This window comes from Paenibacillus aestuarii (assembly GCF_027789125.1).
GTDB lineage: Bacteria > Bacillota > Bacilli > Paenibacillales > NBRC-103111 > Paenibacillus_E > Paenibacillus_E aestuarii.
In genome coordinates this window covers 26647-40777 of the sequence record NZ_JAQFVF010000061.1, presented here as the reverse complement: position 1 = coordinate 40777, position 14131 = coordinate 26647, and the positions used below count along the sequence as shown (strand labels likewise).

The window sequence follows — 14131 nt, the reverse complement described above, 5'->3', positions numbered from 1 at the left end:
TTTATGTATGAAAAGAAAATCCCATGTTGCCATGGGATCTTATGTTACCTTCAATTATGCCACATCTTTCACCGTATCGATCACCATGAGAATCGACAGCAGCGTTAAATAATTGATGGAGAAAATGAACATGCGCTTTGCCCACTTCACTTCGTCCGCGCCGGTTGCTTTAAAGCCCTTGAGGCTCATAAACGCCCAGACAAGACCGAGAACCGTGGAAGCGATCAAGAATATGTAACCCACGTATCCGAACGCTGTCATCATCACCGTCACCGGTACAAGCAGCACCACATAGCGGACCATGCTGATCTTGGTGACGTAACTGCCGCGAACAACCGGCAGCAAAGGGAAACCTGCAGCGCGATACTCTTCCATACGGCGAATGCCCAGTGCCCAGAAGTGCGGCGGCTGCCAGAGGAATAAGAAGGCGAACAGCAGAACGGCGCCCAAATCAATCGTGCCGGTGACGGCGCAGTAGCCGATTACAGGCGGAGTTGCTCCTGAGAAAGCGCCGACAAAAGTGCTCCATACGGAAGTTCGCTTGAACCAAGCGGTGTACAGCCATACATAGAGGAACAGACCGATTAGACCGACCAATGTGGCAAGCGGCGAATGCGCTGCGAAGTAGAGAACAGCTAAACCTGCGATGCCCAATATGATTCCGTACCATAGCACAGTGTTAGGTGAAATTCTGCCGCTAGGAAGCGCCCTCTTCTGCGTACGTTCCATCTTGGCGTCCATTTCGCGGTCCAAGAAGTTATTCAGTACCGTGCCGCCTGCCATTACCAGTGCCGTGCCCAGCAGCGTGAAGAGCAAATGCAGCCAGTCAACCTGCCAGCGGGCCGCTACCCAATAGCCGGCGAAGGCGGTCATGGAATTGGAATAAATAATGCCTGGTTTGACCAAGCGATAAAAATCTTTAATCGTCACAGGTTCTGCCGAAGCATGAACTGTGCTGCTTTCCAGCGATTCAGAGCGTTCCGATGCTTGAGGCGATGCACTCGAGACCGACTCGTAGCTCACTTGATTCTCCACGTTATTGCCCTCCTGTATTTCAAAACTCGAGCAAACAGTCTAATATAAACATTCTCATCATATCAACACGAACCCCGTTTGACAATGAAGCGAGGTCAGTTGTCATCATTTTGTCGATTCTCCTTCCAGTATGCGTGGAAAATTCGCTCTCCATTCGAAGATAAAGGAAAAGGAGCCCGTAGGCTCCCTATTTATGCACATGTAATGGACACCAGGCAAACAAGCTTTGGCGAATGCACCGCCAGGCATAAGTGATCCCATGTTGAAGCTCCCAAGCGCTGGTGCCCATCATCGTGACGATTAAGCCGTGCTTGTAGCCCATGCTTGCTCCGCTGCGCACGCGCACATCCCGCAGCTCATCCAGCTGCTCCTGAAGATCGTCCAGATGGCGCTGCCCAAGACGATCGGAGAACACGTATAGGCTGCCGAGGTGGGTATCCTGTCCCCAGCAGCCCGCCGCTTGCAGCTGCATGGACTGCGGCTCGATTTGCTGATTCTGATAATAGATCAGCTCATCATCATACCAAACCTTCATCCGGTTCCTTAATGAAGTATACTGAAACACTTCGCCGCGCTGTGTTCGTCCCGGACAGAGAATGTCCGAGAGAATCAGCGCTGCGCCAGGCGCCAGGTACACCTCCATATCCGCATGCAGCCTGGCGTCCTTGTACAGCATCAGCGGCTCGGGCATGTACTCGAGCAGCGCGCCGGGCGCTAGCTGCAGCGTCTGGCGCTGCGTGCAGCCGGCGCCGTGCAGAGCAGGATGAACCTTCGTGAACGACTGGTTCGTCAGAAACACGCGTGCGCCCTCCTGCAGGCGCACGTTGATTTCATAATGATCCCCTGCCATCAGGCCCGGGGAGCAGTCCATGATATAGACGCCTAGCTGCTCAGCCACGTCGTCGGTACCGAGCGTTTCGTTCTCGAATCGAAACGTTTTGGCAATCTTGAGCGGGGAGGCGTGATAGTTGCGGACGAGCTGCGTCAAGCCGCGGCGCACCGCAAATTCAGCCGTCATCTCCCCGGTCACGCTAGGCATGGCTGTACTCCCGCTCCACCCATGACACGATGTCATCCAAACCTGTGCCGCCCATCAAATTGGAGAAAATATACGGGCGGTCGCCGCGCATTTTTTTCGTATCCTCATCCATGACTTGCAGACTTGCTCCGACGAAGGGAGCCAAATCGATTTTGTTGATGATCAGCATATCGGAGCGCATGATGCCCGGACCGCCTTTGCGCGGTATTTTCTCCCCTTGGGCCACATCAATAATATAGATGAAACGATCGACCAGCTCCGGACTGAACGCCGCCGCGAGATTGTCGCCACCGCTTTCGATAAAAATCATATCCAGATGCTCGAAGCGCTTCTCCAGCTCCTCAATCGCCTCGAAATTCATGGACGCATCCTCACGGATGGCGGTATGCGGGCACCCTCCCGTCTCCACCCCGATGATCCGCTCTTCTGGCAGCGCCTCGGAGCGAATGAGTATCCGCGCGTCTTCCTTCGTATAAATATCGTTCGTAATGACCGCGATGCTGTAACGCTGATTCAGTTTCCGTGCGAGACGTTCAACCAAAGCCGTTTTACCAGAGCCGACCGGTCCCCCGATTCCGATACGCATCGGACGGCTGCGATCGACATCCGGTTTTTCCCATCCTTGGTGATGATGATGCCCTGGACCTTTACCTTGACACATAGAGATTCCTCCTCAAAGTTAAAAGTTAATCCGTCCTATCCAAACAGGAATACTAGGACATGAACAATCGGGAATACAGGGTTTCGTGCTGCATCATCGCCAGATCCGCAGCCGGTGTGTTCGTATAAGCATCCATCGGGTCCAGATGCGCGACCCGCTGCCACTCACTGCCCGTCAGGGGCACCAACTTCGCCAGCAGCATCTGTCCCTGGGTCTGCCCCATGGACATTAACCGCAACGCGCTGTTCACGCAGGTGACGATACAACAGTATAAATAACCTTCTACCGCGTTATCCAACGGAACGCCGAGATGATAGCTCACCCAGCCGTGCACAAGCGCATGGGTGCAGCCGCACCGTTCGGCGGTCACCGCCTCATCGAGCGGCGCCCAATTGAGCTCGGGATACATCGAGCGCGTGAGCTGCAGCAAGCGGCGGCCCATCTTCTGGACGCCGGTTCTGGCTTCGCTGGATGCCCGCTGCACATGCAGCATCCGGTCGATTTGCCATAGCTGCGGCAGGTTGTTCACCGGGATGCATGCGTAGGCCGCCTTGATTACCATAGCGTCCGCGGTCGCCCAGCTGCCCGCCAGCATCGAGCGGATATAATCTTCCAGCTCGTCGACAGTCCGCAGCCGCTCCTGCTGCACCAGCGTCTCCAGCCCGAAGGAATGGGAGAAGCCGCCGATTGGCAGCGCAGAATCCAGCAGCTGCTGATAAGCCAGCCAGTGAAACCCGGTCGAAGCCGTCATCGCCGTCACCTCCGCTTTTTTAGAATAAAAAGTACCGCTGCGCCATCGGCAGCTCCTTCGCCGGCTCGCAAGTGATCGCTTCACCATTCACCTTGACCTCATACGTCTCCGGATTCACTTCAATTGAAGGCGTCTCGCCATTGTGAATCATGTCCTTCTTGGTCACATGGCGGCAGCCTTTCACCGGCTCGACCCGCTTTTGCAGACCGATGGTCTGGGCGATACCGCGGTCATAAGCCGCTTGCGAGACGAAGGTGATGGAGCTTTGCGTCAGCGACTTGCCGAACGCAGCGAACATCGGTCGCCCGAAGACAGGCTGCGGCGTCGGGATCGAGGCGTTTGGATCGCCCATTTGCGCATAGGCGATACTGCCGCCTTTGAGCACCAGATCCGGCTTGACGCCGAAGAACATCGGGCTCCAGATGACTAGATCGGCGAATTTTCCCGCTTCGACCGAGCCCACGAGATGGGAGACTCCGTGCGTGATCGCCGGATTAATCGTATATTTGGCGATATACCGCTTGATGCGGAAGTTATCGCCTTCTTCCGAATCCGGCGCGAGCGGGCCGCGCTGTTTTTTCATTTTATCGGCGGTTTGCCAGGTGCGGATAATGACTTCCCCCACACGCCCCATTGCCTGTGAATCCGAGCTCAGCATGCTGAACACGCCGAGATCGTGGAGAATATCTTCCGCCGCAATCGTCTCCGGGCGGATCCGTGAATCTGCGAAAGCCACATCTTCAGGAATGCGGCTGTCCAGATGATGGCACACCATCAACATATCCAGGTGTTCTTCAATCGTATTGATCGTAAAGGGCCGCGTCGGGTTCGTTGAGGAAGGCAGCACATTCAGCTCGGAAGCGGCGCGAATAATATCCGGGGCATGGCCGCCGCCTGCGCCTTCCGTATGGTACGTATGGATCGTCCTGCCCTTAATCGCCGCAAGCGTATCCTCTAAAAATCCCGCTTCATTCAATGTGTCCGTATGGATCGCCACTTGGACGTCGTACTGGTCGGCGGCTGCAAGACACGCATCGATCGCTGCGGGTGTCGTCCCCCAATCTTCATGGAGCTTCAGCCCGATCGCTCCGGCTTCAATCTGCTCTGTCAAGGGCGCCAGAAACGACGAGTTGCCTTTGCCCGTAAAACCCAAATTCATGGGGAACGCCTCGGCAGCCTCCAGCATTCGGCGCATATGCCATGCCCCTGGGGTGCATGTCGTCGCATTCGTCCCCGTCGCCGGTCCCGTTCCGCCGCCAATCATCGTGGTCACACCCGAAGCTAGCGCTGTTTCAATCTGCTGCGGACATATATAATGAATGTGCGCATCGATGCCACCGGCTGTCACGATTTTGCCTTCGCTGGCGATGACCTCCGTACTTGCGCCTACGATTAGGTTCGGGTGCACGCCGTCCATAATGTCAGGGTTGCCCGCTTTGCCGATGCCGACGATATGGCCGTCCTTCAGACCAATATCACCTTTGACAATGCCCCAATGATCAATGATGACAGCATTGGTGATCAGCGTATCCAGCACGCCCTCCTGACGCGTCGCCCCGCTGGATTGACCCATCCCGTCACGGATGACTTTGCCCCCGCCGAATTTGCACTCGTCCCCATAGACCGTGTAATCGTGCTCGATCATAGCCCAAAGGTCAGTGTCCGCCAGCCGCACGGCATCGCCCTTCGTAGGTCCGAACATCAGTGCGTAGCTCTTACGATCGATCTGCTTCATCGGAGCACTCCTTCCACGCCTGCCATCGTTCACGGACGTCTGCAGGCATCACACCTGGCATCGCCAAGCCTAGGCTAAGGCCATTCAGGCCGTAGGACTTCTGCGCGCCTCCCAGCGCCACAAGCTGCACCGGCTTCTGCTCGCCGGGCTCGAAACGCACAGCCGTTCCAGCCGCAATGTCAAGACGCATACCGAAGGCCATCTCCCTGGGGAAGTCCAACGCCCGATTGACTTCAAAAAAATGATAATGCGAGCCCACCTGCACAGGCCGATCGCCCGTATTCGTAACCACAATCTCGGCTGTGAGCCTGCCTTCATTAAGGGTAATGCTACCCTTCCGCGTTCGGAATTCACCAGGAATCATGCCGTTCCCCTCCCCGATTAGTGAATAGGTTGATGAATTGTGACCAGCTTCGTGCCGTCTGGAAAGGTCGCTTCCACCTGCACCTCATGAATCATTTCCGGCACGCCCTCCATAACCTGATCCGCTTTCAGAATCGTCGTGCCGAAATCCATCAGTTGAGCTACCGTCAAACCGTCTCTTGCCCCTTCCATAATCTCTGAGGTCAGCAAAGCGATACTTTCCGGATAGTTCAGCTTGACACCTCTGGCCAACCTGCGCCTGGCCAAGTCCGCAGCCACCGTGATGAGCAGCTTCTCCTTTTCTCTCTCCGTCAAATACATCTCTTCACCTCTTCAAAATCCGAAAATTGGAAAAGCGTTACCCTCATTATATTCGGCTCCTCGAGTGGTGTAAATCATTTATGTTAGAATATATAACATTTAAACGCGAAAAATTCTTTTAAATTGGTATATTATTAGAAAAATAACTCAAATATCGAAGTTCATTTGTGCGCCAACCACAACTATTTATTATTTATGTTAATATTGTTGACATTATTTTCGATCACACTTTATTATTTTAGTATTAAACCTATAAAACAGCAGGACGTAAATGAGAACTGCACCTCATCCGTCCGACCAATAGACGATCAGTTAACCTAAGGAGGAGGATCTTCATGCTAGGACAATTTGCGCTGCACAATCCTGCACCCGGCAGGGACATTCTTCGTTTGGAAGGATTGGAAGTCCGTTTTGGCGATATCCAAGCATTGCACAATGTAAACTTTACTTTGCAGTACGGCGAGCTGCGCTTCCTCGTTGGTCCCCATGGCTCAGGCAAAACAACACTGCTTCATGTCATCAGCGGAAAGGTGAAACCTTCCCAAGGGCACGTACTGTTCAAAGATTCCATCGACTTGACGAAGCATCAGGAGCAGCAAATCGCCCAATTGGGCATTGGCCGCAAATCGCAGGCGCCATCGGTCTTCTCGACATTGACGGTGTTCGAGAACTTGGCGCTGTCCCTCAAGCAGCAACGAGGCTTGCTCAGCGCGCTCTGGACGAAGATGACCAGCGAGCAGCGCGACCGTCTGCATCATAGGCTTGCCATGATCGGCCTGCAGAGCAAGGCCAAAGAACGGGCAGGCTCGCTGTCCCACGCCGAGAAGCAATGGCTCGAAATCGGCATGCTGCTTATGCAGGAGCCCGAGCTGCTGCTGCTTGACGAGCCTACGGCCGGCATGACCGTCAGCGAGGCTGAGCAAACCGGCGAGCTGCTGCATGCGATCAACGCGGAGCAGACGATCCTTGTCGCCGAGCGCGATCTCGCCTTTGTCCGCTGCTTCGCCGGCAAGGTCACTTTGCTCCGTGAGGGCGCACTGCTCCGGGAAAGCCTGGTACAGGAGCTCCTGAACGATGACAAAGCAGCGGAGACGTTCCTCGGCAGGAAAGTGGAGCGAGGCGCTTAGCTTCATTGCGTGTCTGACCCCGCAATCATAAAAACATCCCCAAGCTCCCTAATATGAAAATTTTCATCATAGCCTGTGATCCGGTCGAGGGAACGAAAGTTTTTATTTGCGTAAATGGCGCAGATTTTTAGTCACCAAATGGGCTCCTGCTCATATGATGATTAGGGAAATGGCCCAGTGCCAAAACGCAAAATGAAGAAAGCTTTCGATTGGAAAGCTCAAGGAGGATTTGCAAATTATGATGAACAACCCTTACAAGGCAGGGATGCAAGTACCGTACGGCTATCCTTATCCGTTGAACCCTGCACACCCTACAGCAACACCGCCAGCCGCAACACCTACGGGTCCAGCTACTTACACAGGCGTTCCAGGCGCCCCAGGACAAATTGGAACGCCAGGCCAACTGCCTATGGAGCAATCGTTCATCGAGAACATTCTCCGTTTAAACCTCGGCAAAATGGCTACTTTGTATATGACATATGAGAACAACTCGGAATGGAACGCCAAAATTTTTAAAGGCAGATTGGAAGCAGCCGGCCGCGACCACATCATCATTAGCGATCCTACGACAGGCATGCGCTACTTACTGCTTATGGTGAACCTGGACTACATCACTTTTGATGAAGAACTGAACTATTACTATCCGTATGGCGGTGGGCAAGGAACTCAAGTCCGCTAAGCATGCAAAAAAAGCCGCAGTGCTCTATCCATATAGAGCCGCGGCTTTTTATTATTTATTTACCGCGGTGAAATGCCACATATGCAGCTTCCGCAGTCCGCCTTCGATCCACTGCTCCCATGAGGCGCCTCTTTCTTCAGTAGCCGCAGGCGTGAGCCGCTCTTTTTTGAGCGCTTCATATTCCTCGAACGTCAGTCCATCCCAAATCTCGACAAAAAGCCCCGGCTGGTCAGTACCCTCCAGCAGCTCCAAACGCCCTTCCCGCTTCCTAAGCTCCTGCATATAGATGAGATAGGTCGAGCGCCCCTCCGCTTTGACTGCATATTCAACAAAAACTTTAAACATTTTTAGCACTCCTTCTGATTTATTTTTTGCTCCAAAATGGTAAACTAGACTTATGCTTACCAATCAACCAAAGGTAAACAACCTTGACATCCACGATCAAGGTCTTATCGAAGGTTGACTGAAAAAACCTCTACCGAGGCCTTAGGAGGAACTTCATTGGACACTGGCACACATCTCGTTATCGGTTTAGGGTTAGCGGGTTTGTCGCAAATCGACCCAGTCGTTGCAGCTAGTCCGGCTGTTACTACAGCCGTATTCGTCGGAACCGTCATCGGTTCCCAGATTCCTGACGTGGACGGTTTGCTCCGGTTCAAAGGAAACGCTACGTACATCCGCAATCATCGCGGCCGCTCGCATTCCTTGCCCGCTTTATTGATCTGGACACTGCTCATCACCGGAGCGCTTGCGCTATGCTTCCACGGACTTCCTCTTCTTCACGTGGGGATGTGGGTCGCCATCGCCGTCTGCTTTCATGTGTTTACTGACTTATTCAATACGTATGGAACACAGGCGCTGCGCCCTTTTTCAGAAAAGTGGGTGTCATGGAACATTATACACATTTTTGATCCTTTCATCTTTTTAAGCCATCTGGTCGCGATCTTTATGTGGTCGTTCCATTTGGCCAAACCGCAGCTCATTTTTCCGTTCCTTTACGCCTTAATCGCACTGTACTATATGTGGCGATCGCTGGATCATTATATATTAGAAAAGGGACTTTACCGCAAAGACCCTACGTACCAGCCAGGCGATAAGTATACCCTGATCGTCACTTTTCACTTCTATGTATGGAATGTCGTGAAACGAAGAACCGATGGCACGTTCCAGCTCGGTGAGCTTCGCAATTTGAAACTGAAGTGGATCGATACGATCAAATGCGAAGAGCATCCAGCCATTGAAGCTTCCAAAAAGCATGAGAATATCCAGGCTCTGCTGTACTTCTCCTCTTACGCGTGCGCAGAAGTTAGTGAGCATCACTGGGGCTACGAAGTTCGCTGGGCTGACGTGAGATACCGCCACCGCAAGCAGTATCCGTTCGTGGCCGTTCTACGGATGGATCACAACTTTTTGACCCTTGATTCTTACGTAGGCTGGGTCAATGAGTCGCGACTGGAGAAGAAACTGAAAGTCGATCTCTTATAAGCAAACCAAGGCGCGTTGTCGGACGCGTCTTTATTTTGGCCAAAACAAAAGCCCGGAGGAATGATCCTCCGGGCTCGCTATTCCACTTCTCGAGATTAACGGTAGTTGCCTTGACCCGCCAATGTTTGCTCAGCGATTTGCACCAAGCGGCGAGTGATGTTACCACCGATCGCGCCAGTGTCACGGGTAGCCATATGGCCCCAGTAACCATCTTGAGGAGCTTGAATGCCTAGCTCTTGAGCTACCTCATATTTCATTTGGTCTAATGCTGCATTAGCTTGTGGAACGATCAATGTGTTACTGCTGCGATTTTGTGCCATAAGGATCTTGCTCCTTTCAGTCAGCTATGATCTTTGATGTATTTGCAAGCTTGCAAAGATAGTATGTGAAGGAAATGAAATTATATGCACAGCGATGAAAAAAGTTTAAAATGGTAAGATAAGTTTATCGATAGAAAGCAGGTGACCTTCATGAGCAAACCGCTCGCACTTCTATTCGCTGTTATCGGCACCTTACTACTGGCCGGCATCAGTTTGTTCATCGCCCTCAGACAGCCTTGGATGGTACTGCTTTGCGCTGTTATCGCAATCGGTTTTATCGGTTATGGTTTCGTCGTTAAAGCCAAGCTGCGCAAAAGGGACAATTAGAACCGTTGACACCGGCTTGACTAGAAAGCTATACTTTTCTCACGACCAAGTAAAAAACTAGCCTAAAAGAAGTAGTTGTCCAGTACCACTACTTTTTTTCATCAATTTTATTACCAAAATGAAAATATTTTATTATTGAAATATGTGTAGAATTTGTAAAAAGCGTGAGGTGAACCCGATGCTGAAAATCGGTATTGCTTGCTACCCGACACTCGGCGGTTCCGGTGTCGTAGCGACAGAGCTGGGCAAGATGCTGGCGGAGAAAGGCCATGAAGTCCATTTTATTACGGATCGGATGCCTTTTCGCCTTGGCCAGTTCCATACAAACATTTTTTATCATGAGGTGGAAGTCAGCGATTATTATGTGTTCCGCTATCCGCCTTATGATTTGGCGCTGGCCAATAAGCTTGCGCAGGTTGCCAAGCAGGAGCAGCTGGACTTGCTGCATGTCCATTACGCAGTCCCGCATGCGATTTGCGCTTATTTGGCGAAGCAAATGGTCGGGGAACATTTGAAAGTGGTCACAACTTTGCACGGGACCGACATCACGATTCTTGGACATGACCCGTCGCTGCGCGATCTGATCCGCATGGCTATTCATGAGAGCGATGCTGTCACCGCGGTTTCACGGGATTTAATGCTGGAGACGTACGACGTGCTCGCGATTGATAAAGAGATTGATCTTGTCTACAACTTCGTCGATCCGCGGGATTACATGACGCCTGCCAATCCGCAGCTCCGAGCCGGGTTCGCCCAGCCGCAAGAGAAGATCTTGCTGCATATGTCCAACTTCCGGCCGGTGAAACGGATTACCGATGTCATCGACATCTTCGCTGCTGTACATAGACAGGTGCCTTCGCATCTTATTTTTGTCGGCGAAGGCCCGGACCTGGCCAAGGCCGTGAACCAGGTGAAGGAGCTGGGGCTCACGAACCGAGTGCACTTCCTCGGCAAGCAAAACAACGTAGCCGAGGTGATCGGCCTCGCCGACCTGCTCCTGCTCCCTTCGGAGAAGGAGAGCTTCGGTCTCGTCGCTTTGGAAGCCATGGCTGCAGGCGTGCCGACAATCGGCTCCGAAGCCGGAGGCATCCCGGAAGTGGTCCGCCACGGCATTGACGGCTTCCTTGCATCGGTCGGCGATACGCAGCAGATGGCAGCCTATGCCGTGCAACTGCTGCGCGACCCGCAGCTGTGGAGCGATTTCTCACGTGCGGGCATGCAGCAGGCACGCATGAAGTTTTCCGCGGCCTCCGTCGTGGAACAATACGAAGACATCTACTACCGCGTCGTGGGGAATTCACAGCGGCTGAAGCCCTCTGTGAACATGTGACGCGAGCAAAAAAAGTGGTTAAGCCAGAGCGCATCGCTCTTGACTTAACCACTTTTGTTTTTACAGTACAAACCCCATCCGCTTCTTCACTTCAAGCAGCGTCTGATTGGCTACTTCGGCGGCTTCCTGCGCGCCTTTTTTCAGCACGTCGTGAATCTCGCCGGAACGGCGGATTTCTTTGTAACGCTGCTGAATCGGCTCCAGCACAGCGACAATTTGCTCGGCCAAATCTTTTTTGAATGGCCCATATCCTTGTCCCTCATACTTCGCTTCAATCTCAACAAGACTCATCTCCGCAAAATGGGAGTAGATGCTCATCAGGTTGCTGACTTCGCGCTTGTTCTGCGGATCGAATTTCACTTCGCGGCCGGAATCGGTCACCGCGCGGCTCAGCTTCTTGCGGATGACGTCCGGCTCATCGAGCATGCCGATGAAGCTACCCGGATTCGGCGAGCTCTTGCTCATTTTTTTGGAAGCATCGTCCAGGGACATAATTCTCGCACCCACTTCAGGCATGTACGCCTCAGGCATCGTGAAGTACTCACCGAAACGGTTATTAAAGCGGTTCGCCAAGTCGCGTGTCAGCTCCAGATGCTGCTTCTGGTCGTCTCCGACCGGAATAATATCAGCATTATAGAGGAGAATGTCCGCCGCCATCAGCGATGGATACGTGAACAAGCCAGCGCCGACGGAATCCTTGCCCTCGGCCTTGTCCTTGAACTGCGTCATGCGCTCCAGCTCACCCATGTTGGTCAGCGTCGTCATGATCCATCCCAGCTCCGCATGGGCGCTTACATGCGACTGCAGGAAGATGGTCGCTTTGTTCGGGTCCAGACCTGCCGCTACGTACAGAGCCGCGGCCATCTCCGTCTGTTCACGGAGCGCAGCCGGTTCCTGCGGAACCGTGATCGCGTGCATATCCACGACCATAAAGAAACATTGATGCAAGTGCTGCAATTTGACATAGTTGCGCAGTGCGCCGATATAGTTGCCAATCGTCAGTTGTCCGCTGGATTGCATCCCGGATAATACTCTTTTCATACAATTCCCTCCCGTAGTCAGTTGCCATATATTGTAAAATACTGCTGAATAAACGTCAAAAAGGCCTCTCGCCGCAAGGGACGAGAGACCGTGGTACCACCCTAATTTGTCTATGATCACAGCCATTCGCATCGCTAAGCTCATAAGACCTTCAAACTCCGATAACGGGGAGCGGCCGTTCAGCATACTGACAAAAACGGTATAATAGCCAGCCTAGGTTCTGGTCATCCGTCACTGCGTTCAGCCTCAAGCTCAAGGATCCATTCGGCTTGCGCGTTTCACCGGTTCGCACCAACCACCGGCTCTCTGGGAAACAGCCATTCAAGCTTACTTGTTCCTGTCTTCGCTTACTGATTTTATACTATTATACACCCTCGTTCCACAATGTCAATCAAGCAATCTGTCCTATCCATAGCGTCTTGTACATAGGATAGGGATGTATGACATTTTTAGGACAAAGGGGTAATGCGACTTGGCTTCCGCTCTGTACCGATGGAGTCTTCCTGTCACCACCGCCATTTGCATGGGATTAATCATTCTGATCCTGAATACAAGACCGCTTCCGGACGTCACTTTGGTGACGCATGAAGTCAGGCTTGTGTTCGCTCAGTTTATGGATATTTTCCTGGATGCGCTGCCTTTCATGCTATTGGGTATCTTGCTTTCCACCATTGTCGAAGGCTTCATCCCGGAGTCGTTCATCCGCCGCATGACACCGCGCCATCCGCTCGTCGGCATCTTGTTCGGCTGCGTGCTGGGCATTATGTTCCCGCTTTGTGAGTGCGGGATGATCCCTTTTGTGCGCCGGCTTATGCGTAAAGGGATGCCGGTCTACATCGCCGTCATTTTCATCCTCGTCGGACCGATTCTCAATCCGATCGTGTTCGCCTCCACGTATATGGCTTTTCGCAGCGAGCCGGCGATGGCCTATTCACGAATGGGCCTCGCGTTCCTCGTCGCGCTTGTCGTCGGCTTCGTGCTGACACAGTTCCTCAGAAGCAGCCCGCTGCGGCAGCCTATCGCGCCCAGCAGCGGCGGCGGCACGCATGTGCATGCAGGTGGTGGCGCTGGTGCGCACGATCACACGAATGCTGACATTCGTGTGCATTCCGGTGGTCATCATAATCATGACCATCTTGGCCATAACCATGGTCATGACCACCACCATGACCATGACCACGATCACCATCATGGGCATGATCATGGCCATGCCCATGACCACAGCCACGCGCACGGCGGCCGATTGGCGATGATGCTGAGCCATGGCACTTCCGAATTGTACGAAATGAGCAAGTACCTTATGATCGGCGCCATGCTCACAGCGCTCGTTCAAACTTTTATTACCAAAGATAGCCTTAGCGCTATCGGCCAAGGGGCCATTATTTCCCACTTGTTCATGATGGGCTTTGCTTATCTGCTTTCGCTTTGTTCCACCACGGATGCCTTCGTCGTCACTTCCTTCTCCAGCACTTTTTCAGCGGGTTCCATTCTGGCTTTTCTCGTTTTCGGGCCGATGATTGATGTCAAAAGCACGTTCATGCTGCTATCTATCTTCAAAGCGCGCTTTGTGCTGACACTGTCTATTCTGGTAGGCGTTACTGTTTTCGCAGGTTCACTCCTTTTTATGAAGTTTTTCCATCTTTGATGCATATGGCGGGAAAACCGCTTTGAAGGGGCACCAGAACCCTCGCCTGCCTCCCTAAAGCGGAATATCCGCCATGCCGCCGGGACAGACGGGCCCTCACAAGCCTCCCTAGAGCGGAATATCCACTTTGGCAGGGTTAACCTAGCTAGGCCCAGCCCCCACCAGCCGCAGCCAAAAAAGCTTTCATGACGCTCGACCGGATCATAGGAATTTTACATCCCCTTATTTTCAACAAAAAAAGCTCTGCTCAAAAGCAGCACACATGCCGCTTT

At 52.8% G+C, this 14131-nt stretch carries 16 protein-coding genes and 1 other annotated feature; of the genes, 6 read left to right on the top strand and 10 right to left on the bottom strand.

The genetic code is table 11. The features are described from left to right. Positions 1–54 precede the first annotated feature (54 nt). The 7 genes from cyoE to O9139_RS22570 form a co-directional block, all read right to left on the bottom strand. Positions 55–1023, bottom strand: a complete 969-nt coding sequence (cyoE, locus tag O9139_RS22600) for a heme o synthase (RefSeq protein WP_377523784.1) — start codon at positions 1021–1023, stop codon at positions 55–57. A gap of 199 nt (positions 1024–1222) precedes the next feature. Continuing rightward, positions 1223–2074 carry an urease accessory protein UreD gene (locus O9139_RS22595; protein ID WP_270884018.1) on the bottom strand — a complete coding sequence of 284 codons (852 nt, stop codon included), beginning with the start codon at positions 2072–2074 and terminating at the stop codon, positions 1223–1225. Beyond that, positions 2067–2735 carry an urease accessory protein UreG gene (ureG, locus tag O9139_RS22590; RefSeq protein WP_270884017.1) on the bottom strand — a complete coding sequence of 223 codons (669 nt, stop codon included), beginning with the start codon at positions 2733–2735 and terminating at the stop codon, positions 2067–2069. Before ureG ends, O9139_RS22595 begins: the two co-directional genes overlap by 8 nt. 52 nt (positions 2736–2787) lie before the next feature. Then, positions 2788–3573 (bottom strand): urease accessory protein UreF, encoded by a 786-nt coding sequence (locus O9139_RS22585; protein WP_270884016.1) that lies wholly within the window; start codon positions 3571–3573, stop codon positions 2788–2790. Continuing rightward, positions 3506–5221 carry an urease subunit alpha gene (ureC, locus tag O9139_RS22580; protein WP_270884015.1) on the bottom strand — a complete coding sequence of 572 codons (1716 nt, stop codon included), beginning with the start codon at positions 5219–5221 and terminating at the stop codon, positions 3506–3508. The genes O9139_RS22585 and ureC overlap by 68 nt, the downstream gene beginning before the upstream one ends. Beyond that, positions 5202–5585: an urease subunit beta gene (gene ureB / locus O9139_RS22575; protein WP_270884014.1), complete on the bottom strand. Its 384-nt coding sequence runs from the start codon at positions 5583–5585 to the stop codon at positions 5202–5204. Before ureB ends, ureC begins: the two co-directional genes overlap by 20 nt. Before the next feature lie 17 nt (positions 5586–5602). Then, the gene (locus O9139_RS22570) at positions 5603–5905 is read right to left on the bottom strand and encodes an urease subunit gamma (RefSeq protein ID WP_270884013.1); all 303 of its coding nucleotides are present in this window, start codon (positions 5903–5905) and stop codon (positions 5603–5605) included. Positions 5906–6240: 335 nt separating this feature from the next. Between O9139_RS22570 and O9139_RS22565 the strand changes: the two genes are divergently transcribed. Together O9139_RS22565 and gerQ are read left to right on the top strand one after the other, a co-directional pair. Further along, on the top strand, positions 6241–7032 hold the full coding sequence (locus O9139_RS22565) for an ATP-binding cassette domain-containing protein (protein WP_270884012.1): 792 nt from the start codon (positions 6241–6243) through the stop codon (positions 7030–7032). Between the two features lie 238 nt (positions 7033–7270). Beyond that, entirely contained in the window at positions 7271–7711 is a 441-nt protein-coding gene (gene gerQ / locus O9139_RS22560) for a spore coat protein GerQ (RefSeq protein WP_270884011.1), read from the top strand. 51 nt (positions 7712–7762) lie between these two features. On the opposite strand, the gene O9139_RS22555 is transcribed toward gerQ, so the two are convergent. Continuing rightward, positions 7763–8056, bottom strand: coding sequence for a hypothetical protein (locus O9139_RS22555; protein ID WP_270884010.1), 294 nt, complete (start codon positions 8054–8056; stop codon positions 7763–7765). Positions 8057–8212: 156 nt separating this feature from the next. Here O9139_RS22555 and O9139_RS22550 point away from each other — a divergent pair, with 156 nt between their 5' ends. Further along, positions 8213–9196, top strand: a complete 984-nt coding sequence (locus tag O9139_RS22550; protein ID WP_270884009.1) for a metal-dependent hydrolase — start codon at positions 8213–8215, stop codon at positions 9194–9196. A 95-nt stretch (positions 9197–9291) separates the two neighbouring features. Here the strand turns inward: O9139_RS22550 and O9139_RS22545 are convergent, their stop codons facing one another. Then, the gene (locus O9139_RS22545; protein WP_377523759.1) at positions 9292–9516 is read right to left on the bottom strand and encodes a small, acid-soluble spore protein, alpha/beta type; all 225 of its coding nucleotides are present in this window, start codon (positions 9514–9516) and stop codon (positions 9292–9294) included. A gap of 150 nt (positions 9517–9666) precedes the next feature. On the opposite strand from O9139_RS22545, the gene O9139_RS22540 reads away from it, so the two are divergent. Continuing rightward, entirely contained in the window at positions 9667–9843 is a 177-nt protein-coding gene (locus tag O9139_RS22540) for a DUF5325 family protein (protein ID WP_270884008.1), read from the top strand. Positions 9844–10012: 169 nt separating this feature from the next. Then, complete coding sequence (gene bshA, locus O9139_RS22535) at positions 10013–11173, top strand: N-acetyl-alpha-D-glucosaminyl L-malate synthase BshA (protein WP_270884007.1); 1161 nt, start codon at positions 10013–10015, stop codon at positions 11171–11173. Between the two features lie 60 nt (positions 11174–11233). Here the strand turns inward: bshA and trpS are convergent, their stop codons facing one another. Beyond that, complete coding sequence (gene trpS / locus O9139_RS22530) at positions 11234–12214, bottom strand: tryptophan--tRNA ligase (protein ID WP_270884006.1); 981 nt, start codon at positions 12212–12214, stop codon at positions 11234–11236. A gap of 73 nt (positions 12215–12287) precedes the next feature. After that, positions 12288–12567: a binding site (T-box leader), on the bottom strand. A gap of 119 nt (positions 12568–12686) precedes the next feature. Here trpS and O9139_RS22525 point away from each other — a divergent pair. After that, positions 12687–13859, top strand: a complete 1173-nt coding sequence (locus O9139_RS22525; protein WP_270884005.1) for a permease — start codon at positions 12687–12689, stop codon at positions 13857–13859. The last annotated feature ends 272 nt before the right edge of the window (positions 13860–14131 follow it).